Below are 23496 nucleotides of genomic sequence, written 5' to 3'. Positions count from 1 at the left end.
AAATATTGTAAATCGGCAGCACACAGCTGATTCGCTCTAGCACGTGCATAAGGTTCTGTATATTCAATAGAAAAATTATTCCCTACTAGATAAAATAAATGGCAGTTCTCGAAACAATTCACGGTCTTTTAAATCTCGCTGTCGAAAATGGTGCCAGTGATATCCACATAAAATCCAATAAGCCTGCTTTTTTACGTCTCAGTGGCCGCTTGGAATCAGTGGAGATGGACCCCGTTCCGCCGGAGGACATTCGCGAGTTTATTGAGCAAAGTGTGCCTGAAGAGTTTTTTGGCAAATGGACCAATGATCGCCAAGTGGACTACTCATATCGGGTGGAGAATATTGGCCGTTTCCGTGTTAATGGCTTTCTGCAGCGTGGCATGCCCAGCATCGTGATGCGCCATGTGAGTGATCATCCTCCGACTTTTGAGGAGCTCAATATTGACGGTGGTATTTTATCCAAGCTCTGCCAGGAAAAAAACGGCATCGTAATTCTATGTGGGGCGACGGGTTCGGGTAAGAGCTCCACACTCGCGGCCATGATTAATTATATTAACATGCACTTCGATAAACACATCGTGACACTCGAAGACCCGATCGAATACACCTACACTGATATTAAATCGATCATCAATCAGCGTGAGGTGGGCATTGATTGTCCCAGCTTTGCCGCTGGTATGCGTGCTGTGCTTCGTCAGGATCCCGATGTGATTTTGGTGGGGGAAATGCGTGATAAATCCACATTTGAGACTGCGCTGCAAGCCGCGGAAACGGGACACTTAGTGTTTGGGACCTTGCACGCTTCTAGTGCGCAGCAAGCTGTGCAACGTCTCTTCGAGTTTTTCCCCGAAGAGCGTAAAGAGGCCTTGCAGCGCCAGATTGCTGCCTCCCTTTTGGCCACAATTACCCAGAAGCTCTTGCCTGCGCTAGAAGGTGGCGGTCGTTTCCCGGTTTCAGAAGCCTTCGTCTTAGATACCTTGGCGCGTAAGGTGATCATGGAGGGCGAATTTACAAAAATTGAATCCGTAATTGAAGCCAGTGAAGACAATGGTTCGAAGACCTTTAACCAGGACCTCTATCGTTTGGTCAAGGCGGGCCAGATTACCAAGGATCATGCGATGAGCCATTCGCCGAATCCGAGCCAGTTGGAAATGAACCTTAAGGGCATTTTCCTTAGTAGTGGCGGGATCGTTCGCTAATTGAGCTGTGAATTGTCTTATCATCGGTAAGGTGTGGCCGGAGCCAAGCTCCACCGCTGCGGGACGCCGTACCTGCGATATCATCACTGCCTTGCAATTGGAAGGCTGGCAGCTGCACTTCGCCTGTTCGGCGCAACAGGGCGCGCATGCGCTCGATTTGGCGCTGTTAAATGTGCAGACGCATCGGATCGCGGTTAATGATGCGGGCTTTGATTCATGGGTCCAAACGCTGGCGCCTGATGTGGTGATCTTTGATCGTTTTATGACAGAAGAGCAATTCGGCTGGCGCGTGGCGCAACACTGCCCGCAGGCCCTTCGGGTGTTGGACACCAGTGATCTGCATTGTTTACGGCTGGCGCGCCAAGAGGCACTCAAGCACGCGGGCGTGCCACAATTGCACAACGAGACCGCGCTGCGCGAAATCGCTTCCATTTACCGCTCCGATCTCACGCTGATGATTTCCGACTTTGAGATGCAAGTCTTGCAGCGTGAGTTTTCGATCGCTGAGGATCTGCTGGCGTATTGGCCCTTTGCAGTGCCCCCTTTAGCCGAGCCGGCGTCCTTTGAGGCGCGTCAGCATTTTATTTTAATTGGTAGCTTTTTACATCCACCTAATTTGGATGCTGCTCGCTGGTGCAAGCAAAGTATTTGGCCGCAAATTCGCGCCGCGCTGCCGCAGGCCGAACTGCACTGCTATGGCTCTTATGGAGATCGCTATGCCGGCGAGCTGCACGCGCCTAAGCAAGGCTTCCACTTTCGAGGTCGAGCCGAAGACGCCTTGCAGACGATGGCGCAATATCGCATCAATCTGGCGCCCTTACGTTACGGTGCAGGGCTCAAGGGCAAGGTCTTCGACGGCTTTCAAAGCGGCACCCCGACGGTGATGACTCCCATCGCCGCGGAGGGCATTGGCCCACTGGCGGACTGGAGTCATGCCGAGCCGGAGGCTTTTGTGGCTGCAGCGGTGCAGCTTTACCGCGATGCATCTGCTTGGCAGGCACGGCAGGCCGCCGAGCGCGCGCTTTGCGAGGCACGCTTTAGCGCCGCGCATTGGCAGCCGCAATTAGTGAAAACTTTGCGGCAGGCCATCGAGTCGCGCGAGTCGCGCCGGCAACAGAATTTTATCGGGCAAATGCTACAGCATCACCATCACCGCAGCACCGAGTTTATGAGCCGTTGGATTGAAGCGAAAAATCAGCGGTAGAAGCATTACGCCCATGCAACGCGCAGTAGTTATGAGGTCCTTTTACAAATGAAGTGGAGAGCGAAATAAGTTCAGATAGCTGCGTCTTTTACGTCTATGGGAGGGCTGAAATGATGGCAACTGACTTATGGGGCGATCGTCCTGGACATGAAGCTCGCTTCGTCCTTTTCATGGCTCAGTGTCCACGAGAGCTGGGTTTTCCAAGTGGCTCCGGCTTTTATTTCTAGGCCAGGGCGGGATTTCAGCTCTACATTATAGCTGCCTTGACCAAACCATACGCGTGGTTGTGCCCAGTCTTTCGCTTCCAGCGTTTGCTCCAGACTGAGTCCGGACTCGGTGTCGAGTGCGGCCCACCAGTTGGCGCTCAGGTCGCCGGTTTTGTGGTCACCGAGTCCACTCCAGAAGGGGAGGCGCTCGATGCTTTGCCCCAGCGGAAAGTAGAGTACGTCTGTGACGGACTCACCATGGCCGCCGATGGTATACTCGGGGTGTATATCAAACTTGAGCTTCGTGCTCGTTGCGCCTGGGTTGCTGACCTCGATGCGGTGTGCCAAGGTTGATTGCTGGAGGCTCCAGGTTTGGGTGACTTCTAGGTCGCCGGCTGTCCCCTGAACCACAAGTTTTTCCGCGCTCGCTTCACTCACTTGCATGGGGCTGTTCTTGAGCTTGCCATTGACTGTGCTCCAGATGCCAAAGGCAAAGGGGATACTGGGCAAGTTAGGCATGATGTCATAGTCCATGTTCAACTGGTTCGTGAGGGAGTCATGGTCGATAATTTCCAAGACCCGGGCGCCGCGTGCAGTGTCGATGCTGACGCTCATGTGTTCATTGCTGAGCACATGGACGGGTGCTTCCAATCCGGGGAATTGAACTGCACCGCCCGCATCCTGGAGGCGTCGGAGGTAGAAGAAGTATTCTTTGGAGGTGGATAGGCCGTTGATTTTTTGAACGAACTGCACCCGGAGTTTCTGGAGTGGGGCCTTGAGTTGATCGATCTTCAAGCTGATTTCCGGAGTGCCTTCGCTCGAGGTGAGGATGAGGCTGTCATCCAGTAGGACGCCCGCATTGGCTTCGCTGATGATCACTCGGATGGTCTCTTCACCCTCAACTTTACCATCCACCTGGAGGGGGAGATTGAGGCTTGTTTGTTCCTGGTTGACGATCCACTTATCGCGGCTTGGGCGTACGCTCCATTCGCTACGGGCCTGATCAGCTTGGGCAATTTCAGAGCCTAGGTATTCCAGCGCTTTATTTGCGCTGAGGTAGACGGCTGAAGAGCCGTAGGGTGCGGTGACGATACCTTGTTTGTCAGGCACCAGGGTGTAGCGCTCGCCGAGCAATGTCGTCATGAGCACTTCCGGCGCCGCTGTCTTGAAGCTCGCGATTTTGTCGGCGGTGCCATCCCAGATGACGACAGTTTCTGTGTCGGAGTCGCGGTGTTGGAAGGTGTATCCCAGGGAGGGCATTTCGAGATCTTCGACCGGCGCGTCGTAGACGGCGTCGTCGAGTGTTTGCATCAGAGTTTGGACGGCATAGTAGGCCGGTTTCTTTTGCAGGTTGTAGTCAATCATCCCGAAAGTGTGTTCGGTAAAATTGTGGTCCGTGCCTTCGTCGAAGAAGGAATAGAGGAACACGCGTTTGAAGCCGAGCACGTGATGGATGATCAGGCCACGCACCAGATAGTCGGCTTTGGTCTGCGGTGTGATCTTTCCGGAGGGATTGTTGGCCGGTGCTTCGCTGTAGCCAAACTCGGTTGAGATCATGGGCTTGCCCCAGTCGCCGTGTTTTTCCAGCACTTTCCGGATCTTGCGCATGTTGTCGAACATGGCTTCCGGCGCGCCACGCGGGTAGCCCTCCGGTTGCTTGTGGCCGCCGGCAATCTTGCAATAGGAGTGCAGGTCGAGCACCTCGAAATGGTCCTTGCCGCCAAGCTCGTAGAACTTGTCCAGCCATTCGATGGAATGATCTTCCAGACCGCTGGAAGGGGCGCAGATGACGGCATGGGGGTTGATGGCGTCCCGCTTTTCGCTGACTTTCTTCAGTGAATTGACGTAGTTTTCAATCGGTATGGTTTTGAGGTCCGGTTCATTGCCAGGGCCGGCAAAGGCGTTAATGCCCAGGTCGGAGCCTTGTTTCAAGGTGTTGCCGTGAGGGTAGGTATAGACGCCGATGCCCCGATCATAGAATTTTTGGACGACGCCGGGGTCGCTTCGCCACCAGCGAATTTGCGAAATACCGGTTTGCTGGAGCAGATCCATCGCGACGATTTCGTAGGCGGTATGGTCGCGGTCCGGGTTCTTTTGGCGGCTACCGCCGCCGCCCCAGAAATGGTTGATCGCAACCATGTCGGAAAAGGTCTCGCAGCTGATGGGGAAGGGCATGGCGCATTCCTGGGATTTGACTTTCGGGTTTTCACCTTCGTCAAAGACTGCATTGACTGCGAAATGGTAGGTCTGCCCCGGGGTGAGCGGGTAGAGAGTGGCGCGGCGCTCATCGCCGTTGAGCTTTTTCATCAGCTTTACATCCGGATCTTCCGGAGAGCTGAATGGGCGGGGGCTGCTGTAGATTTTCCAGCTTTTGACGTTTGGATTCAGCTTCTTGAATTCGCTCCAGTTGATATTGACTACACCGGATTGAATTTTGTCGACCGTGAAGGTCACCTCCGGGCGATCCGTTGCGCTCAAATAGACCTGTCCTGCTTCAGGATGACTGCCCCAGACAGCGATCTCGGCAATTTGCTGCTGACGTGCGCTCTTTACGCGGGCGATGCGCACTTGCATGTATCGGGCGAGCACCGGCTCTTCCAAACGAACCGGAATTTTGACGAAGTTCTTGGATGCATGGGGGACATCCGGCATCGCGGTCCGTTGATGTGGGATGTAGGTCTTACCATCTTCACTAAAGAGGACTTCAACAAATTCGGAGTCGCGTGTTTTTTCGTGAATGGCCCAGACGTCGACAGCTTGAATTAAATAGGCCTGCTCAAAACTTAGATTCAAGCTGACCCACTTTCCCTTGTTCCACTTCGTGAATGCGATGCTCTTCCAATTGCTACCAGTGTTGCCGTCAAAGAGCATTTTCGCGTTCTTGCCGCCGGTTTTTATAGTTTCGTCATCGTTGGCGTACTCACCGTCGACGACCCATTCGGCCTGCATCTGGGTGGCGAGTGTCTGCGGCCACTCGCTGAAATCATTGGGTGTGTTTTTGGAGCCTGCTAGATTATTGCTGAGCAGGTAGGTTTCCGTTGCGCCCCGGAGGGAAACACAGCCGAGAGTGGCTAATGTCGCCAGGCTAATGAATTTTCTGATTATACTAATCATTTTGTTGCGATTGTTTTAGATTGATTGGACTGGCTGTCGTTGGATTTTTACCCTGAGTGCGCTTCGCTGGCGTTTTGCTAGACTCGCTTGCCTTTCGTCTAAGCTCCTCGACTAGCGGGCTGCATTTCTTATCACTTGCAGCGTTTTATCTATCGCTAGTGCGGGTCGCTTATTGGAGATCGAGACTCTTCTCGAGCCTATGCCTTGGTGCGTCGACGTTTGTTAACGAGGGTAAGGGCTGCGCAGCCCAGGATCAACGCGGCCGTGGATGGTTCGGGCACGGCGTAAGCTAGCTCGCCAGTCGCTTCGGAGAAGGCAAATCCATCCTTGGTCCAGATACCTGCATTTTCGGTGAAGCCGACGATGTCGAATGTGGCACCGTATGTCACTGAGCTGGCGGAGACGATAGTCCATGAGTTCCCGTCCGTTAATTCCGCTCCGGTTAGGTCGAAGTTGAAGGTGCCGTCGAGGCTTATATTTACTCCTTCTGTGGCATCGATCTGATTGTTGTTGCCGTTGGCGCCAATCTGAAAGCTCAGGGTGCCATTTTCATCTAGTGCGAAATTCCCGGCTTCGATGCTTGTGTTACCGATGAAGCTATTGTTACCACTCAGTGTTAGAATGGTGCCGGATGTTTTTGTGATACCTCCAGCGCCCGAAATGTCGCCGGAGATTGTCATGGAGCGTGTGCTCAGTGTCAGGTTATCATCTAGTGTGATGTTTCCTTGGTAGTCCGTAACCCCGGCGGTGTAGGCATTGTCTAGAGACTTTGTGCCGGAGCTACCGGATTGAACGGTAAGATCACTGGTGAAAATATTGTTTTTGATGGTGAGTTTTGCTTCGGAGCTTCCTGTTGTGTTGCCGAGCGTGACATCGCTGTTACCAGCGGAGTTGGAGCCGTCGATGCGAAGGTGCCCGCGGAGTACTGTAGCGCCTCCGCTGAAGGCGGACCCTCCGGTGGCGCTGCTGAGTCTGACCTGCCCGCTGCCGGCCGAGTCGATGATGAGCGAAAGTTGTGAACTGCCGTGTTCTTCAACTTTAAAGGGAGTGATAATACTGCCAGCCCCATTGGCACTCAAGGTTAGCGTCTGAATCCCAGATCCCGCTTGCAGTGAGATGTATCTCGCCGTGAGTGTACTGTCGGAGTTGTTGGTCCATGTTTGCGAAGCCGTAAGGTCTGTTCTTGTCTGCCTTGCTCCGCCGTCGCCGATTTTGACAATGCCCGACCCGGCATCCATTGTGATGCCGCCGCTGCCGATGGAAATTATTTGGTTACTGGTGCCATCGTCCTCTATTGTCGTGTTGCCACTGGTGCTGAAGGTGATGGAGTTTACTGCTAAGTTTGAGTCTAGGGTGACTGTGCCGCCAGTGGAATTTACCGGATTAGTGTTGAAGGTGATGTCGTCGCTACTAGGAGCAGTTCCGGAGACCGTCGTGCCGTCGGCGTCGCTATACCAACTGGCGGCGGTGGAGGTGGTTCCGCTGTAGCTGGCGTCTCCCCAGTAGAGTTGCGCTGAAGTTGTGAGTGGTAGTGCCAGTATCGAAGAGACTATGGCTCGTCGTGTCGCCTTTTGGAGTGAGTTTGCTGGCTTTGGTTGATGTGTTTTTGCTAGGTGCATCATTTTTTTATTATTGGGTTTTAGGGGTTAAGTGCGTGCTTTATGATATATAGTTACGTAACATGTCAACTCGATATTAGCGCTTTTCTTTGCGTGGCCCGGCTTTGTTTTGGTGTTTTATTTGCCCTGCATGCGCTCAATTTGGTGATTTTTAGTGTGATCTGGTTGTTTTTTCGTAGGAAAAGTCTTGTAGTTTTTTGTTTTACTATAAATTGTTTCGAAACAATTGAGCCTTTTCATGTGATGGCTATCAATTTTCTTCGGCGTCCAAGTGGTGCCTATCGAGTCGGGCTTCAAAGTCGTTGTACTGAAAAAAATAATAATCAACCAATCACCCCTATGTATATGTATCGTGTTATTAATCTGTCTCTATGTGTTCTGGTGCCTATGTCTGGCTTTGCTGCGAAGCTATTGACGGACAATCCTGCAAAGACTGGCATCGCTTCTTATCCGGGAAGCACCAGTGAAGTGTCCCATGCGGGTGTCATTTGGACGGGGGCCAGTTCGGAGTATCTTGTTGATGACAATGTTGGAGGTGGCTTTGGGACGACTGATCCGGCGATCGTGAAGTTCGGCACCAAGCGACTCTTTGATGGGCATAACGAGCGGGTCGGGAATACCGCGGTTTATGGTGCATGGCATGGGCGTCATGGCGCCACTGTGCTGATTGACTTGAAGGCAGTCTATGCGGTTGAGACTGTCTCGGCTTCCTTACGCACGAATGGGCGTCGTGGTGCGTCGACTTTCATCGCTCAGGTCAGTCAGGATGGTGAGACTTTTGAGCCGCTTGGAACCTGGGGTGGCGAACGTGCTGTGCTCGATTCGGAGAAAGAAGATGCGGGGCGGAATGTTGAGGTGGTTATCTCCGCGTCCGACCCAGTGTCTGCCCGCTACGTTAAAGTATTTATGAGTCATTGGGATGAAGCGCATACAGATCGTGTCCTGAATCAATTGGTGATCGGAGAGTTGGCAGTCTGGGGCGAGGAGTTGCCGGAGTAGTGCCTCTCTTCACTTGCTCGGGCCTTCCCCATTTTGCGCGGCTCGGCTGGGCGGGCGTACTGCATCTGTACTGGAATGAACGCGTTCATCTGCTGCCAGTGCTCTGGACTGTTTCGCATATATAAATTTATAAGGAGAGAAAGAATTCTATGCATTGGATCGATTGGTTGATTGCAATTGTGCCTGTATGTTTCGTGCTATATATCGCTGTATATAGCCGGAGATATGTCAGAGGTGTTGTTGATTTTTTGGCGGCTGGCCGCGTTGCCGGTCGTTATGTCATAACCGCGGGTGACCTGACGGCTGGACTGAGCGTGATCACTTTGGTGGCCTTGGTTGAATCGAAATATCAGGTCGGCTACGCGCTTACTTTCTGGGAATACCTGACAGTTCCGGTTGGCATCATCATGGGGCTGACGGGTTATTGTGTGTATCGATTTCGTGAGACGCGCTCACTTTCGATGGGGCAATTTCTGGAAATGCGTTACAATCGTCCGTTTCGTATCGTTGCGGCCACCTTACGAACGATTTCTGAAATGATTACCAATGCGATCGGGCCGGCGGTCGCCGCCAATTTCTTCATCTATTTTCTCGGTCTACCACATAGTGTGACTCTCTGGGGCATTAACTTACCGACATTCGCATTGGTCGTGGGGCTGTCACTTTCGATGTGTATGGTGGTGCTCTGGCCCGGGGGGCGTATTTCCCTGCTCATCTCGGATGCATTTCAGGGGATTGTCAGCTACCCGATTTTCGTAGTGATTGCTGGATACATTTTCCTCAACTTTGGTTGGTATGACACGATTGGTCCGGTCATGATGGATCGGGTCGATGGTGAGAGTTTTATCAATCCCTTTGATATCGAGAAGCTTCGTGATTTTAATATTTTTGCTCTCTTCGTGACCATCCTGGGCAGTATTCTCAATCGTGCCAGTTGGATTGGGAATGATACCACTAATTGTGGTCGCACGCCACATGAGCAGAAAATGGGGGCGATTGTGGGGACCTGGCGTTCGCTTTATTCCGGACTCATGCTTCTTCTCGTGGCGGTCATGGTTATTGCTGTAATGACGCATGAGAAGTTCGCGGCGACCAGTCATGGCATCCGCCAAGAATTATCCGAGCAAGTGGCTTCGGAGGTTGTCGATGATGCAATACACCGGCAGGAACTTCAAGGTGCCATCAAGTCGATCCCCGTGCAAAGGCATCAGATTGGAGTGGATGCGCCACTATCCCGGGAGCATGGAATTGACACGGTGTATATGGATGTCGCCTATGATAGTTTGGGCGGAACGCCGGAAGGGAACTTACAGTTTCAGACATTCAAGACCTTGTATCATCAGATGATGTTGCCGGTGGCACTCAAGAATCTTTTGCCGACCGGTTTATTGGGACTGTTTTGCCTATTAATGATTATGCTTCTGATCTCGACGGATGATTCCCGGGTATTCAATGCATCTTCGACGATTGTTCAGGACATTATCGTTCCGTTTCTAAAGGAGCCACTCTCACCGGAGAAACATGTTCTTTGGCTTCGCTTGTCTTCGTTGAGCGTCTGTGTGTTCTTTTTTGTAGTATCCATATTTTTTATACAAATCGACTACATTATAATGTTCACCACAATTATGACTGCGGTTTGGCTTGGAGGTGCGGGACCAATTATGATTTTTGGTTTGTATAGCCGATTCGGCAATACTGTCGGGGCTTTTTGTTCATTGTTCTTTGGTTCTGGCCTGTCGATTTGCGGTCTTTTCCTTCAGAGGAATTGGGCTGAACGTGTGTATCCGTGGTTGGAGCTGAAGGGCTGGGTGGAGCCAGTTGGTGGATTGTTGCATACGGTTTCTAGTCCGTTTCAACCTTATGTTGTCTGGGAGATGAATGCGGTGAAATTTCCGATCAATTCTTACGAACTGTATTTCCTGTCGATGGTGAGCGGCGTCGCCGCGTATGTCATCGGAACCGCATTGACACAGCGTCAGCCTTATAATTTGGATCGTTTGCTCCACCGCGGTGAGTATGATGTCGCACACGAGTATAAAGAGCCTTTCAAGTGGACGCTGGGGAATGCATGTAAGAAGTTGATCGGCATCACACCTGAATATTCATTGGGGGACCGAATCATTGCATGGTCGGTTTTTGGCTATGCAATCGTATACAAATTCGGGTTTTGTTTCTTGGGGGTTCTTGTTTGGAATTGGATCTCTCCGTGGCCTTCAGAGTGGTGGAGTAGTTACTTTTTTATTACAAGTCTATGCGTCACTGGCATTCTTGGCATCGTTTCAACGTTTTGGTTTCTGGTCGGCGGTGTGATCGACTTGAGGCAGTTGTTTGTTGATCTCGCCGCGCGTATCGATGACCCGCTGGATAACGGTATGGTCGAAGATCATGTTTCTCTGACTGATAAAGCTGCATTTAAAGCTAGGGGCATTGAGATCAAGGAAGAAGAATGAGGGCGTGTTTGACTATGAAGCATTCGATAGAGGCGGTTATTTTTGATCTCGATGGCGTGATCGTATCGACGGACGAGTATCACTACTTGGCCTGGAAGCAATTGGCCGATGAGAAGGGCTTTTCTTTTTCACGGCAGAAAAATGAGTGTCTGCGTGGGGGCAGCTGCATGGAGACGCTGGAGATCATTTTGGGCGATGCCAGCAGAGACTACAGCGAGGCCGATAAGGTCGCGATGGTTGAGCATCAGAATACGATCTACCGTCAGTTGCTTTCGAAATTACAGGCCGACGAGATCCTGCCCGGCGTGATGGACTGCCTGGACCAACTGAAGGCGCAGGGGGTGAAAGTGGGCATTGGCTCATCCAGCAAGGACGCCGCTTTTATACTTCAGGCGATTGGCTTGAATGCCGTGTTTGATGCGGTGGTCGACGGCAGCTGTATCACGCGTTCGAAGCCGGATCCGGAAGTGTTTACTTTAGCCGCTCGGCAACTTGCTGTTGAGCCCGGGGCTTGTCTCGTCGTTGAAGATGCGGAAGCCGGAATTGAGGCTGCGCTTGCGGCCGGGATGGCGGTGTTGGCGGTCGGTCCTGCCGCCAGTGATCCACGCGCGCACTTGAAGGCGGGGGATTTGTCGCAAGTGACGATAGAGGCGATGCTGCAGGTGCGTGGGCCCTCTGCCCATACGATTTCTGCCATGAATCGTTATGAGAAAGTGGATACATTTGTTGAAAGCATGTTGGCGCAGCTTAGTCTGGAGGAGAAAGTGTCGCTCTGTCATGCGGGCAGTAAGTTTGCCACCAACCCCGTTCCGCGTCTGAACGTACCGGCCTTCGAGATGTCGGATGGCCCGCATGGGGTACGCCATGAAATCAGTAAAACACGCTGGGAGCCAGCCGGCTGGGACGATGACCACGCGAGCTACTTGCCCTGTGGCACGGCACAGGCTGCCACCTGGAACCGCGAACTGATGGCGCGTTGCGGTGCGGTCTTAGGCGCCGAGGCGCGGCACCGTGGTAAAGACGTGATTCTGGGCCCGGGGATTAATTTGATCCGGACACCGCTGTGTGGGCGAAACTTTGAGTATTACAGTGAAGATCCCTATTTGACCGCTGAGTTGGTGGTGCCGGCAGTCCGGGCCATCCAAGCGCAAGATGTGGCAGCCTGCGTGAAGCATTTTGCTGCGAACAACCAGGAGTGGAATCGCTTCGAGACGGATGTCGAGATGGACGAGACGGTATTGCGTGAGCTGTATCTCCCCGGATTTGAGGCTGCAGTCAAAGAAGGGGGCGTCGCCACCGTCATGGGGGCGTATAACGAGTTTCGCGGGCAGTGCTGCTGCCACAACGACTATTTGGTGAATGGGATTCTCAAAGGCGAGTGGGGGTTCAAAGGGGCCTATATCAGTGACTGGGCGGGCGCGAAAAACACGGAAGAGTCCGTGCGCGGCGGCTTGGATATTGAGATGGGGACGGACCGGCCTTTTGAAGATTACTATCTGGCCAAAGCATTTTTGGAAGGCATCCAATCCGGGAAGTATGCCGAAGCTGAATTGGACAACAAAGTCCGTCGGGTGTTGCGAGTGATGTATCTGGCCGGCGCATTTGACCCGAAGCGGCGACCGGGGGCGCGCAATACGCGGGCGCACCAGTTGACGACGCTCGAAGCTGCGCGGGAAGCGGTCGTTCTGATGAAGAACGAAGCGGCGGTGCTCCCGTTGCAAGCGCTAGCGATTCGTAAGCTTGCTGTGATTGGCGAGAACGCACTCGTCAAGCATGCCTCCGGTGGCAATAGCTCTGCCGTGAAGACGCTTTACGAAGTCTCGCCGTTGGAAGGAATCCGGAAGTATTTGGGCGACTCCGTTGAAGTGATGTATGCCAAGGGATACCCGGATGATGCAGATGGGCTGGTGCCGATCCCGACCGAGCTTCTTTACACGGCGGATGAAGGCTCCGGAGTGAAAGGCTGGAAGGCCTATTTCCATCAGGGGCGCAACTTTGAAGGCGAGGCGACTTTTGAATATGCTGAGAATGCTGCCTATGAAAGCCTGCATGATCAGTTGCCCGGTGGTGTGCACGGCCAGAACTTCAGTGTTATCTGGGAAACAGAACTGACGGCGCCGGAGGCGGGGACCTATCATTTTGGTTTCATGACCGACGGACTGGCGGAGCTCTTGCTGAATGGGAAAACCCTGTGTCAGACGGATTGTGATGCGCACCGCCATGTGGCGCGTGCCAATTTGTCTTTGGAAGCCGGTGAGGTCGTTTCGATCCAGTTGCGCTTTGCCATGAGCGACAATGCGAGCTACGTGAAATTCGGCTGGCGGCGTCCGGTCGATGCGGTCGCGAATACGGGTGGCCGCTCCACGCGTGAGGAAGCTCTGCGGATTGCGAAGGAGGCCGATGCGGTTATCTTTGTCGGGGGGCTGTCGCACATGCAGGATATTGAAGGGCGTGACCGAAAGGATTTACAGCTTCCCGATGGGCAGGATGCCTTGATTGACGATCTGCTCCAAGTCGCGCCCGAGATGGTGGTTTGCCTGATCAGCGGCTCTGCCGTTGAAATGCCCTGGTCGCCTCGCGCCAAGTCGATTGTTTGGACTTCCTATGCCGGCATGGAAGGTGGCAAGGCACTGGCGGAAGTGCTGTTTGGCACCGTAAATCCCAGTGGCAAATTACCGTTCACCTTTCCGAACCATTTGGAAGAGCTGGAGGTGCACCAAGCCGATGAACGTTATCGGGCGGATTGCAGCCGATACAGTGAAGGAATGATGGTCGGCTACCGGGATTACAGCAGTCATGGGAAGCAAGCACTCTTTTGTTTCGGGCATGGACTCTCCTATACCACATTCGAGTTAAGTGATTTGCGAGAGGTTGCTGCTGAAGATTCCGGTGAAATCCTGCTCTCTCTGACTGTGACGAATCACGGTGCTCTAGCCGGGCAAGAAGTGGTTCAACTTTATCTCGAAGGCCGTTCCCCGGAGCATCCGAGTCAGATGCTGGAGTTGCGAGGTTTTGAAAAAGTGAGTCTGAAGCCCGGCGAGCACAAGCTCGTGCGCTTTCGCCTGACTCCGCAGGAACTGGCTCATTACTCGCGGTCACAGCGCGAGTGGGTCACTCATTCAGAAGAACTTCGTGTGCGCGTGGGCACCTCCTCAGAGGCACTGCCCTTATCGCTTTCGATTCAATTACCTCAGGCACTGTTACTCTAAGTGTAACAGTGAGACAGTCGAACCCCAAACTACCCCCAACTATGAATGATCGAAACCTGCTAGGTGCCCCCCTCACACGTATCCGTCGGCTCCGCCGACGGGCTACATTCGGCTTATTGATGCTTTGTGCTTCCTGCTGGCCTCTCGGCGCGCAAGGCCTGTCCATTCTAAGTGGCAATCAATTCACTTCGACCGAAGATTCTCAGGAGTATGGTGGATACGGGCATTATGCGAACCCGAGGGCTGGAGTCAGTTACAGCTATCAGGATCCGGTCTATACAGGTGGTGATGAGCTGACCGAGGATAGTTCGAATAGCAAACTGCTTGCGGGGAATATCGGGTCCACCGATGCGAATGACATGGTCTATCTGGGGAATACCTCCGGGGTGACGGTGGTCAGCCTGACCTATGATCTCGGTAGTATTTGTGAAGTGGATACCGTGGATGTCTGGGCGCTCTGTGGTGAAGATACACAAATCAAGAAAGTGACTTACTCCGTGAGTGAGGACGGGGTGAATTATTCCGGGATGGGGACGGTGTATCCCGGCTATCCTGCCGGGGATACAGTCCTGCAGATCCGCAAGACCAACAGCACTCCAAAACTGGGGCGCTATGTGAAGGTTTTGGTGGAGGAACAAACTTTGGATTATACCGGTGACTGGTCCTTTCGAGTCTCGCTGGGGGAAGTGGTTGTCCTGGGAACGCCAGTTGAAGTCGAGCCCGAGCCGGAAGATCCGCCACTAGGGCCGACGGGTATCCTGAGCGGCAATACATTTACGTCCCAGGAGGATTTTCAGCACTATGGCAGTCTGGCCTATTATGGGAATCCACGTAGCGGGGTGAGCTACAGTTATGAAGACGCGGTTTATACCGGAGGGGATGAGCTGAGTGAGGACCCTTCCGCAGTGAAGCTCAAATCCGGCAAGGTCAGCAGTGCCGATGCCGCAGACATGCTTTATTTGGGCAATACTTCCGGCGTCACGCAGATCTCCATTGTGTATGATCTCGGAGCCGAGTGTGAAGTCGATACCGTGGATACCTGGGTCTTTTGCGGGGCAGGCACTCAAATTAAGAAAGTGACCTCATATATCAGCTCCAACGGGGTATCTTATTCCACTGTGAAGTCATCAATCGTTCCGTATCCGAGTGGTGATACCATGATTCAAGTTTCACAGACTCCCGGCTCTCCCATGACGGGGCGCTATGTCAAAGTGGTGATCGAGGAGCGGTCCTTGGACTATCTCGATAATTGGTCCTACACCGCGTCCATTGGCGAGATTGTTATCATCGGGCGCGCACCGGATGCAGCCGGCCCGGTCTTCCTTTTGAGCGATAATCATCTGCGCTCGTCCGGCACGTATAATACATCGATGCTGCAGATCGCCACGGGTGCGACTTATCAATGGACGACCAAGGAACCTTTTGTGACCGATGGTCACTTGATCGGCAGTGACGAAGATGACGCGAATGATGGAGTGGGCGGCCTGCCGGACTTGACCGACGGCTCCGATACACAGACCGATGTCTCAATGGTCTGCACCAGCTCCATTGGCACCGAGGGGGACTATGCCGGAGTTCAGTTTGATTTGAAAGACGTCTATGAGCTCGGGGAGATCGACCTGTGGACATTGGCCGACGCGAATAGCTACATGGACGGCTATGAAGTGCTCATCAGTAACAATGGCAGTGACTATACCTCGCTCGGGTTTACTGTGAATACCCACCCACGCAGCTCCAATGGGATGGTCAATGCCTGGACCGGTGGACTCAGTGGACAGAATGCACGCTACGTTAAAATCATCATGCACAATGCCAATGACTCGCAGCAGCTGACGGTCGGCGAAATCGCGATTTGGGGCACGCGTCCCTATGACATTGGCTTGCCAGTGAATTCACAGGCGGAGGTAGTGCCTGCCGATGCCAGGCTGAAAAACTACAGCAAGCTCTATTTGGACTGGTCGAACTATAACCATGTCGTCAACGACGTGAACCAATACAAGATCTACATCGAGACGCAGGACTTCAGCACCGTATCCGGGTTGACGCCCGTTAAAACCATAAGCCCTGGTTCAAAGGCACAGATCGGCAAAGTGGCGAGCTACTTCGCCTTGGAGCCGGAGACCACTTATTACATTGCCGTGACACCCCTGACGAGTGCCGGAGTCGAGCGCGAGGATGTCACGCCGCTGGTGCTGACCACACCGGGGGTGATCGATACCACCGGCAAGATCAAGCATCTGTTCAATATCAATGACCCCGCATACGGTGCAGGCCAGTATACGCAACATCCGGACGAGTGGGGCAATATGCTGATGAAGGCGGACCTCTTGAAAGAGCTGGGCCATATACAGAAGAATCGCTGGTTCAATCACGATGGGGTGGTGATGGATCAATACAGCCGCCGGGGCATCGCTTTCCACCTGTTTTACAACGACCCGAGTAAGCTGAGCTTTGATAACAGCTGGGGCGTGTGGTCCTTCTCCACGTATAATGAGCCGGACCTGGCGAACCGCGATGTCCACGCAGTGGCGGCCAATATCAGTTCCAACCATGCGGCGCTGAAGGCGGCTGACAGTCGAAACGTCTTGTTTGAGCCTGCATTGGGTGACACCAACACCGCAGGACTGACCTGGTTGGAAGATTTCTACAATTCCGACGGACAGAATGGCGCCCAGGTGAAGACCTATTTCGATGTCATGGATGTGCATGCCTATTGTAAATATGCCGATCCTTATCCCGCAGGGCTGACCGCCGGGGTGCCCGAAGCCCTGCTTGATAAGATCGATACCTTGCGCGCGCTCATGAGCAGTCATGGCGATGGCAACAAGCCGATCGTGTTCACCGAGCTGGGCTGGAGCACCTATACCGGTGGCGCCTATTTGAAAAAGGTGGACGAGTTGACCCAGCGCAACTACCTCGTTCGTGCCTACATCATCGCTGCGGCGAAGGATATAAAAGCCATCTGGTGGCACAACTTTCAGGACAACGGCACGAACCCCGGAAGCATCGAGCACAACTTCGGAATCATCGATTGGTATGGGAGTCCCAAGCCCGCGTATTACGGCTACTATCTCATGGCCAAGGTGCTGGCCGAGGCGGAGTATGATGGTGTGCTGGCGGGTGTCAGCCACCCCAACTATGGTTACCAGTTCCTGGATCAGGCCGCCGGGCAATACATTACCGCCGTCTGGGCCGCCGATGAAGCCAATCGAGTGGCGACGCTCTTGACGGCGGATGCCAGCCTCAAGATCGTAGGGGTGGATGGGAGTTATACGGAGGCCAGCGTGAGCGGGGGAACTGCCGCTGTGGCGATTTCCGGCGCACCGGTCTTTATCTATTCCACGGCACCGCTTACTATGGTCACGACGAACTAAACCTCAGTCAGGCACTGGAGGGCCTCTGTATCAGCTTGTAGAGGGTGGATTCATCTTTATCATTGATGTTATTAAACATTATATGGAAAGTTACGAAAACAATGCGCGTCATTTCGTCGGAACCAAGTATTTTTGTCTGGCTCTCGTGCGCGCGAACAAAGCATCCATCCAAGTAATGTCATGAATATACGATCTATCGCCAAAGAATCCGGTTTATCAGTGGCCACAGTTTCACGGGTTTTGAATAATGAAAGCGGGGTCAGCGAAGAAGCACGCCAGAAAGCGCTGAAAGTGATTGAGCGTTCTGGTTATAAACCACGCAGCTACTCTCAGCGTCGTGGCACGCGCATTGCCATTGTGGTGGAAGCCGGCGCTCCATCTTTTGATAGTTTTTATTCATTGGTTTTTACCGGAATCTCCCGTTACGCTTGGGAATGTGGCTTTGAAGCGACGCTGCTTTATTTTTCTCCGGAAGATGAGCGGGATTCGAGTGGCGAATTGGTTGAGCTACTTCGTAAGAAGCGTTGCAACGGTGCGGTGTTGATCGCTCCGATCAGTGAAAAAGAAGGCCGGGATTTGATTGCGGCACGGATTCCCTCAGTGCTGGTTGCGCACCGATTGGATATCGATGGTATCGGTTATATTGACTGTAACAATTTTCAAGGCGCGTGGGATCTGACTGAATACCTGCTGCGCTTAGGGCATCGGAAAATTGCCTATCTCTGTGGTAACTTGGAAAAAGGAAACAACAGTGATCGACTGGAAGGATTTCTGAAAGCCATGGAAAAATCCGGAGTGGATGTCGACGATGGCTGGTTGGTTGAACATCATCCTACCGATGTGACGGAGCAGGCCGGTTACGATCAAGCGCTTATATTGCTGGAGCGTCATCCGGAAATTACGGCAATCCTTGCCAACAATGATTCGATGGCATACGGTGCGGTTAGTGCTTGTATTGAGCAGGGGCTGCGTGTGCCTGAGGATATCTCTGTGGTTGGTTATGACGATTATTTATCCAGCCGCTACTATAACCCTTCTTTAACTACGATGCGTCAGCCATTGCTGGAGATGGGGGCATCGGCGGCGCGCTGGGTGGATGAAAAATTGAAGAATAAAATAACTGAGCTGCCGCATCGCATTTTTCGCGGTGAATTGATCGTCCGGAAATCCTGTGCCTTGCCGAGGAGTGATTGAGCACTGCTCGTATAGGAAGATCCTAGAGGGGGCGCTCCGCACATTGGTGAGCATGTGTCAGTAAGGGTTCATTTCCTCCCTTGGTCTGAGTCCTCGCTGCACGAACTTTCGCATCTTCACGCTACCGTGCTCATTGGGGGCGGGGAGAATAAACACTGAGGTTCGGGCTTGATCATCGAATCTCCAAGTCGACCGATAGACCAAGCGCAGTGTTTCCTGTCCCTCCTGAGCCAACTGTACCTTTACCATTTGGTTGTGGTCGGCCAGGTCGTTTTGCGCAATGACGGTGATTTCATTTGGATCGATTGCTTGGGTGATGGGTTTGTCTCCAAAAGCAAAGACGACTCGCATGCCCGAAAAATTGAAGATTCGGCAGCTGTTGGTTGGGAAAGTTTGTTGAGAAAAATCATGCGTTAGAATTTGATAGGATGCATCCCCATGGGGGAGAAAGATCAAGAGTGCATGCTTCAAGGATGGACCCAGTTGTGCGATTCCGATCGGTGGCGGGCGTTCTTCAAGTGGGAGTGCGAGTATTTCGATATCCGAATAAAAACGTATGATCGCATCTCCTTCGTAGGAAAAGGGCATGCTGAAACCGCCGCTGTAGGCTTTTAATTCTTCGGCTTTACCTGCGTTCTGAAAGTAGAGCCCTTTTATGGGTTTTTCCCATGCCAGAGTCGTTAATTGTAGACGGATGGAAGTGGGAGCTTCTTGTGCTGATGCGGCAAGGATTGTCACGAGCCAGGTGAGTATTACTGCGAAATAGCTACAGTTTATTTTAGCATGTAAACTCATAATTCATCCTCACTAAGCCAGCGGAAGGCGATGATCCGGAATTTGCGTCCGAACTGTTGATTGACTAAATTCGTAAGCGCATCGCTTTGTGCGGCGAATTCCTGAATCGACTCTTGCGATAGTTCGTTTCCGGTGCCGGTCATTTCGGGGAATCGCTGCACGACAGCCTCACACCAGGTTTGGTGCGAGTGCCCCGTGATGGTTTCCGAGCTGCCATAGGCGCGGATAATAAAGGTATCTGAGCGTGGGCTCAGAATCGGTGCCAGGGGTTGAAGTAAGTCTCCCTGCATGACATAACCGCTGTGGGCGCTTGCTTGAGAGTCGGAATGTTGGCTGGACAGTGTGTCTGTGTAGATACTGCCTTCAATCTTCCGCGCATCTGCAGCAATTTGCGGGTGGATGCTTTGGTTGACCGTGCGATCGAGTGCCGCCTGTAGCGCACCGCGCTTTGGGTGTTCAGGGTTTGAACTGTTTAGGCGTCGGTTGATGAAGTCCGACATGGATAAGAACGGGCCGCGGCTTTTCACTTCCTCGACCATGGCCTGGGCGAGTGCCTCCAGCTCACTGTCGGAGAACTTGCGGTAGCCTTGGAAAAAGGCCTTGAAGGCGTTCTCATCGTCGGCATCGGCCGTATAGCCTTCTTCGAAAATGGGTAGATTGGTTCGAGAGACATAGACTCCGTCTGGATCGGTCAGAGTGAGTGTGCTGGCATCGGTGTGGTCGACATCGATTGAAAGAAAAGCCTGATCCATGCTACTGAATATCGCTTTCCATGCATTGACCGAAGTGGAGTTAATATTGAAGCTGCCTTCGACCATAAAGCGTCCGCCCCAAGCTTCAAGAGTGCTCGGATTCTCAAGGTCCAGAATTCCAGATTCAGTCGCTCCCGTAGGAGGTAGGAATTTGAGACGGGTATTATAGGGTGACTTTTCGCCTTTGGCTAAAGCTTGATAGTCAGCCTCAGTCATCTGCGGGGAAACCGTGGAAAAGAAGTATTCGTCGAAGATCCGGTCGTTGACCATGTATGCGGTATCGAACAGATTGAGGCCATAGGTGTTATCGAATCTTGTTTTGACGATACTCTCCAGAGGTATTCTTGGGTTGGCATAGGAATTCCCCACAAGGTGGGCCGGCTCAAAATTATAGCGGCTAAGGTTGGCATGTTGAAATTGTCCGAGCGAGACTAGAGGGAAACGTGGCACATCGAAGAGCACGATATGGGATTGGCCCAGGCTCGCATCGCTGATCGAGGGGCCGTTTAATCCAGTGTAGCGGGAATAGTCGCCGAAGGAAGGTTCGGGGACCGACCCGGGGGGCAGGTAGCCGTTCTGGTCCTCGCCACCTCCTTGATACGCGCCCAAGGCGAGGAGGGCGGGGCCGTCCCAGCGAGGAGCTGAGAAGAGTGCCCGTGGGTTGGCATCCACGAGGTTGCGTAAACCGTTGTTGGGCTCGGAGGTGGTGCGCAAATGGAAGAGCCATGTCCCGATGTCGATGTAATTGGAGTTGAGAGTATGACTCGGAAGAAAGGGGGGGATGGTGCCGTCTTCCAGAGTGCCCGGTGAGAGCTCCAGTTCCGGATGCTTCGATGCATAGACCGGATCTTTCCACATGGCGCAGGCATTTTGTATGACTAGATTTGCATTGTTCTTATTCAGGTCCGATGGCGTTTCATGTTTGAGGCTCCAATAGGCCCCGCTTAGTTTGTCGCCCCGCGATCCGCCTACGAACCAATCATCATTGCGTTCTTTAATAATGACGCTGTGGATGGTGATCGGCTTGTCCGCGACATATTTATCACGGTAGGACTTGGGGGAATGAGCAAACGGCCAGTCGAAAAAGAAGCCTTCCGAATCCTGCCATCCGTAGTCCAGTTCATTCTCGCGGAAGTTGCCTTTGGCTTCGGCGGTGGCCGATAGGATACGAATTTCGCCGGGCATGAAATCAAGGTCAGGGGGAGCCAATGCCGCCCAGACGCCTTGGGTGTAGGTATTGTTGCCCTCTCCTTTCATGTAGGCATTGGCCACATTGACAGTTTCTTCGAAAGCTGTGCCGTCATCGAACTCTCCTGAGATGACGAGTTCCGGCGCGGCTTCAAAAGAGAAGCGGTATTGTGGGTAGAAGTCATTCTGGTCGATGTCGGGGTAGGTGCGCTTGATTTTGACGTTATAGGGATTCCACAGTGCCAGCATAGGCTGGAGGTAGAAGCGTATCTTGTATCGCTCGACATCGTCGACCATCTCGGCTGTCGTGCCGACGCGTATGTGAAGTTGGAAGCGGTCGAGAAGGGGCGTGACGGCGCTGTTGGTGTGTTGGGTGTCTGGGCTGGAGTCCAGGCTGTATTTTTGGTAGGGCAGCCCTTTAGGGACGGCGGAAGGACCACCGGGGCGCGGGTAGCTGAGGATGGGATTCATTTCCCCTTTTGTCGCCAAGCCATCGAGTTTGTAGAGGTTGTAATAGTTATACAAAATGCCCCAGTTGGGGCCGACGTCCGTTCGTTTGTTGATTCTCTGAACTTCGCGTGTCAGGTAAAAGTCGAGGGGAGGCTCCTCCAACTCATCCAAGGGAAATTTCATCATTCCCTTGAAGAGTTCTCCGACCTGAGTGTGTGGATTCGTAAACTCGGGTGGCGTTGGGAGCACGCCGAAGAAGCTCTCAAATACTTCGGGTTCTTCGAAAGCCATTGTGAGGTCTCTCTTGAAACCACCCTTGCGAACATCGCTGAGTAGACCATGTGAGTGTAGCGTGAGATCATATTTGTAAGCATCCAATGCACTTTCCTCGAGTTCCGAACTGAATCCGATCAGAGTTTTTATATTCCCATAACTGGCCGCTTTGTTGAGCTCTATCAGATCTGAATCAGAGAGTTCAGACCATGGCTCGCCAATGTGCTGGATGCCGTGGGTGAAAGCTAAACAAGTTGAGAGGAGGGTTTCCTTCTGTTTTGGATTTGGCAGCTCAAAGGCGGGGCCCAGCATGTTTTCTATTCCTATACTGCCATCCTGCAGCGGGGCACGGCTATTGATGCGGGCTTTGATGCCTTCGTCACCGACCCACCATGCATATGCACCGCGCGAATGATTCGAATCACTGTTGATACGAGTCTTACCAGCAACGGCGTATGGGGGGCTGGTTGTGTCTTCTGCTGCGTATAATATGATTTGTTTGTCGTGTGGTATCGACAGGTTTAATGGATTGAGCTCTTCGCGAGCGATCCCGTCGTACCCAGAAAGCAACCAGCCCATAGGGCTGAGCTTGGATCCATCATGATTGGCTTGGTACGCCTGTCTCTGACTGTGGTCTTCAAGAGCTTCGTCGGGAGTTTTGTCCTGACTATCCCAGACGCCAGTCCAAGCTCGATAGGGGCTGGATTCTGAGACACCTAAAATTTCGGCGCGAGCAGTGACACGCGTGTCCGGACCTGCCAGACGTTGAAGTTCCCCTAATGCGATTTGCAATCCTAGCAGGGCATTGGCCCGGGCTTTTTGAGTTTGGGTTAAATTGTTCGCTGCGCGTGTATCTATCTGAATCAGCGTGCTAATGCTTAGTGTCAATAGAAGCACGAATGACATTAGCATGATCGACACGAGGAGCGCAAATCCATCGCTTGCCAGCCGTGGCGACTCTTGGATGTTCGGGGGTTTTACTTCTACGCGTAGAGGTTTGACTCTGATTCCTGGGGCATCATTTATTTCCGAAATATGTCTATTGATTGACGCTGTTAAATTTTCTGATTGAGGGGGAACGGGGGGGCGTAACATACATAAAAATGATTGTAATCAGTAATTTTATATTGTTACGTAACAATGAGGTTTGTTTACGAAACTTCAAGCGTAAAGTGAGTAATGCTGCTTCTAAGAATAGATGATCTATAAGTTTGTTTCGGCTTTCTCCTGTCTAGGTCGGCATGGCTGAATCATGGCGATTCCGAGATAAAGGTGAAGAATGCAAAACAGGATGAAGGTAAATCCTGAATTAGTTTTTTCGAACGTAAAAGACTGGTATTTCTGCCTGAGAGCTTAACCACTACTTCTCAAAATTGAAACACGAAGGCGTTTGGGAGGCGATCCATGACCGCCTCCGGGATATTGTGCGTGTGCACCACGGTAAAAAAAAGCTCCAACCGCTGCGATTGT

At 52.6% G+C, this 23496-nt stretch carries 11 protein-coding genes; 7 read left to right on the top strand and 4 right to left on the bottom strand.

The features are described from left to right. Nucleotides 1–98 precede the first annotated feature (98 nt). Together QEH52_RS02700 and QEH52_RS02695 are read left to right on the top strand one after the other, a co-directional pair. Complete coding sequence (locus QEH52_RS02700) at nucleotides 99–1199, top strand: type IV pilus twitching motility protein PilT (RefSeq protein WP_308948465.1); 1101 nt, start codon at nucleotides 99–101, stop codon at nucleotides 1197–1199. A 7-nt stretch (nucleotides 1200–1206) separates the two neighbouring features. After that, complete coding sequence (locus QEH52_RS02695) at nucleotides 1207–2403, top strand: glycosyltransferase (RefSeq protein ID WP_308948464.1); 1197 nt, start codon at nucleotides 1207–1209, stop codon at nucleotides 2401–2403. A gap of 125 nt (nucleotides 2404–2528) precedes the next feature. On the opposite strand, the gene QEH52_RS02690 is transcribed toward QEH52_RS02695, so the two are convergent. Together QEH52_RS02690 and QEH52_RS02685 are read right to left on the bottom strand one after the other, a co-directional pair. Beyond that, nucleotides 2529–5723: a fibronectin type III domain-containing protein gene (locus QEH52_RS02690; protein ID WP_308948463.1), complete on the bottom strand. Its 3195-nt coding sequence runs from the start codon at nucleotides 5721–5723 to the stop codon at nucleotides 2529–2531. 197 nt (nucleotides 5724–5920) lie between these two features. Continuing rightward, nucleotides 5921–7345 carry a PEP-CTERM sorting domain-containing protein gene (locus tag QEH52_RS02685; protein WP_308948461.1) on the bottom strand — a complete coding sequence of 475 codons (1425 nt, stop codon included), beginning with the start codon at nucleotides 7343–7345 and terminating at the stop codon, nucleotides 5921–5923. Between the two features lie 384 nt (nucleotides 7346–7729). Between QEH52_RS02685 and QEH52_RS02680 the strand changes: the two genes are divergently transcribed. From QEH52_RS02680 to QEH52_RS02660, 5 genes are all read left to right on the top strand, one after another. Further along, a complete protein-coding gene (locus tag QEH52_RS02680) occupies nucleotides 7730–8341 on the top strand; it encodes a discoidin domain-containing protein (RefSeq protein ID WP_308948460.1) in 612 nt (203 codons plus the stop codon). Between the two features lie 149 nt (nucleotides 8342–8490). Next, nucleotides 8491–10791 carry a sodium:solute symporter family protein gene (locus QEH52_RS02675; protein ID WP_308948458.1) on the top strand — a complete coding sequence of 767 codons (2301 nt, stop codon included), beginning with the start codon at nucleotides 8491–8493 and terminating at the stop codon, nucleotides 10789–10791. 14 nt (nucleotides 10792–10805) lie between these two features. After that, nucleotides 10806–14000: a beta-phosphoglucomutase gene (gene pgmB / locus QEH52_RS02670; protein WP_308948457.1), complete on the top strand. Its 3195-nt coding sequence runs from the start codon at nucleotides 10806–10808 to the stop codon at nucleotides 13998–14000. A 41-nt stretch (nucleotides 14001–14041) separates the two neighbouring features. Further along, nucleotides 14042–17374 (top strand): glycosyl hydrolase, encoded by a 3333-nt coding sequence (locus tag QEH52_RS02665; protein WP_308948456.1) that lies wholly within the window; start codon nucleotides 14042–14044, stop codon nucleotides 17372–17374. A 180-nt stretch (nucleotides 17375–17554) separates the two neighbouring features. Next, nucleotides 17555–18568 (top strand): LacI family DNA-binding transcriptional regulator, encoded by a 1014-nt coding sequence (locus tag QEH52_RS02660; protein WP_308948455.1) that lies wholly within the window; start codon nucleotides 17555–17557, stop codon nucleotides 18566–18568. Between the two features lie 57 nt (nucleotides 18569–18625). Here QEH52_RS02660 and QEH52_RS02655 read toward each other — a convergent pair whose 3' ends face one another. Further along, nucleotides 18626–19306, bottom strand: a complete 681-nt coding sequence (locus tag QEH52_RS02655) for a hypothetical protein (RefSeq protein WP_308948454.1) — start codon at nucleotides 19304–19306, stop codon at nucleotides 18626–18628. A gap of 53 nt (nucleotides 19307–19359) precedes the next feature. Beyond that, nucleotides 19360–22818 carry a hypothetical protein gene (locus QEH52_RS02650; protein WP_308948453.1) on the bottom strand — a complete coding sequence of 1153 codons (3459 nt, stop codon included), beginning with the start codon at nucleotides 22816–22818 and terminating at the stop codon, nucleotides 19360–19362. Nucleotides 22819–23496: the final 678 nt, after the last annotated feature.

The sequence above is a fragment of the Thalassobacterium maritimum genome (assembly GCF_031127805.1).
In the GTDB taxonomy this organism is placed as follows: Bacteria; Verrucomicrobiota; Verrucomicrobiia; order Opitutales; family Coraliomargaritaceae; genus Thalassobacterium; species Thalassobacterium maritimum.
This window is presented reverse-complemented; position numbering and strand designations above follow the sequence as displayed.

What these genes read in the sequence shown, in the direction of transcription:
- QEH52_RS02685 (WP_308948461.1), bottom strand. Translation starts at nt 7,345, where the DNA reads ATGATGCACCTAGCAAAAACACATCAACCAAAGCCAGCAAACTCACTC.
- QEH52_RS02665 (WP_308948456.1), top strand. Translation starts at nt 14,042, where the DNA reads ATGAATGATCGAAACCTGCTAGGTGCCCCCCTCACACGTATCCGTCGG.
- QEH52_RS02700 (WP_308948465.1), top strand. Translation starts at nt 99, where the DNA reads ATGGCAGTTCTCGAAACAATTCACGGTCTTTTAAATCTCGCTGTCGAA.
- QEH52_RS02680 (WP_308948460.1), top strand. Translation starts at nt 7,730, where the DNA reads ATGTCTGGCTTTGCTGCGAAGCTATTGACGGACAATCCTGCAAAGACT.
- pgmB (WP_308948457.1), top strand. Translation starts at nt 10,806, where the DNA reads ATGAAGCATTCGATAGAGGCGGTTATTTTTGATCTCGATGGCGTGATC.
- QEH52_RS02690 (WP_308948463.1), bottom strand. Translation starts at nt 5,723, where the DNA reads ATGATTAGTATAATCAGAAAATTCATTAGCCTGGCGACATTAGCCACT.
- QEH52_RS02675 (WP_308948458.1), top strand. Translation starts at nt 8,491, where the DNA reads ATGCATTGGATCGATTGGTTGATTGCAATTGTGCCTGTATGTTTCGTG.
- QEH52_RS02660 (WP_308948455.1), top strand. Translation starts at nt 17,555, where the DNA reads ATGAATATACGATCTATCGCCAAAGAATCCGGTTTATCAGTGGCCACA.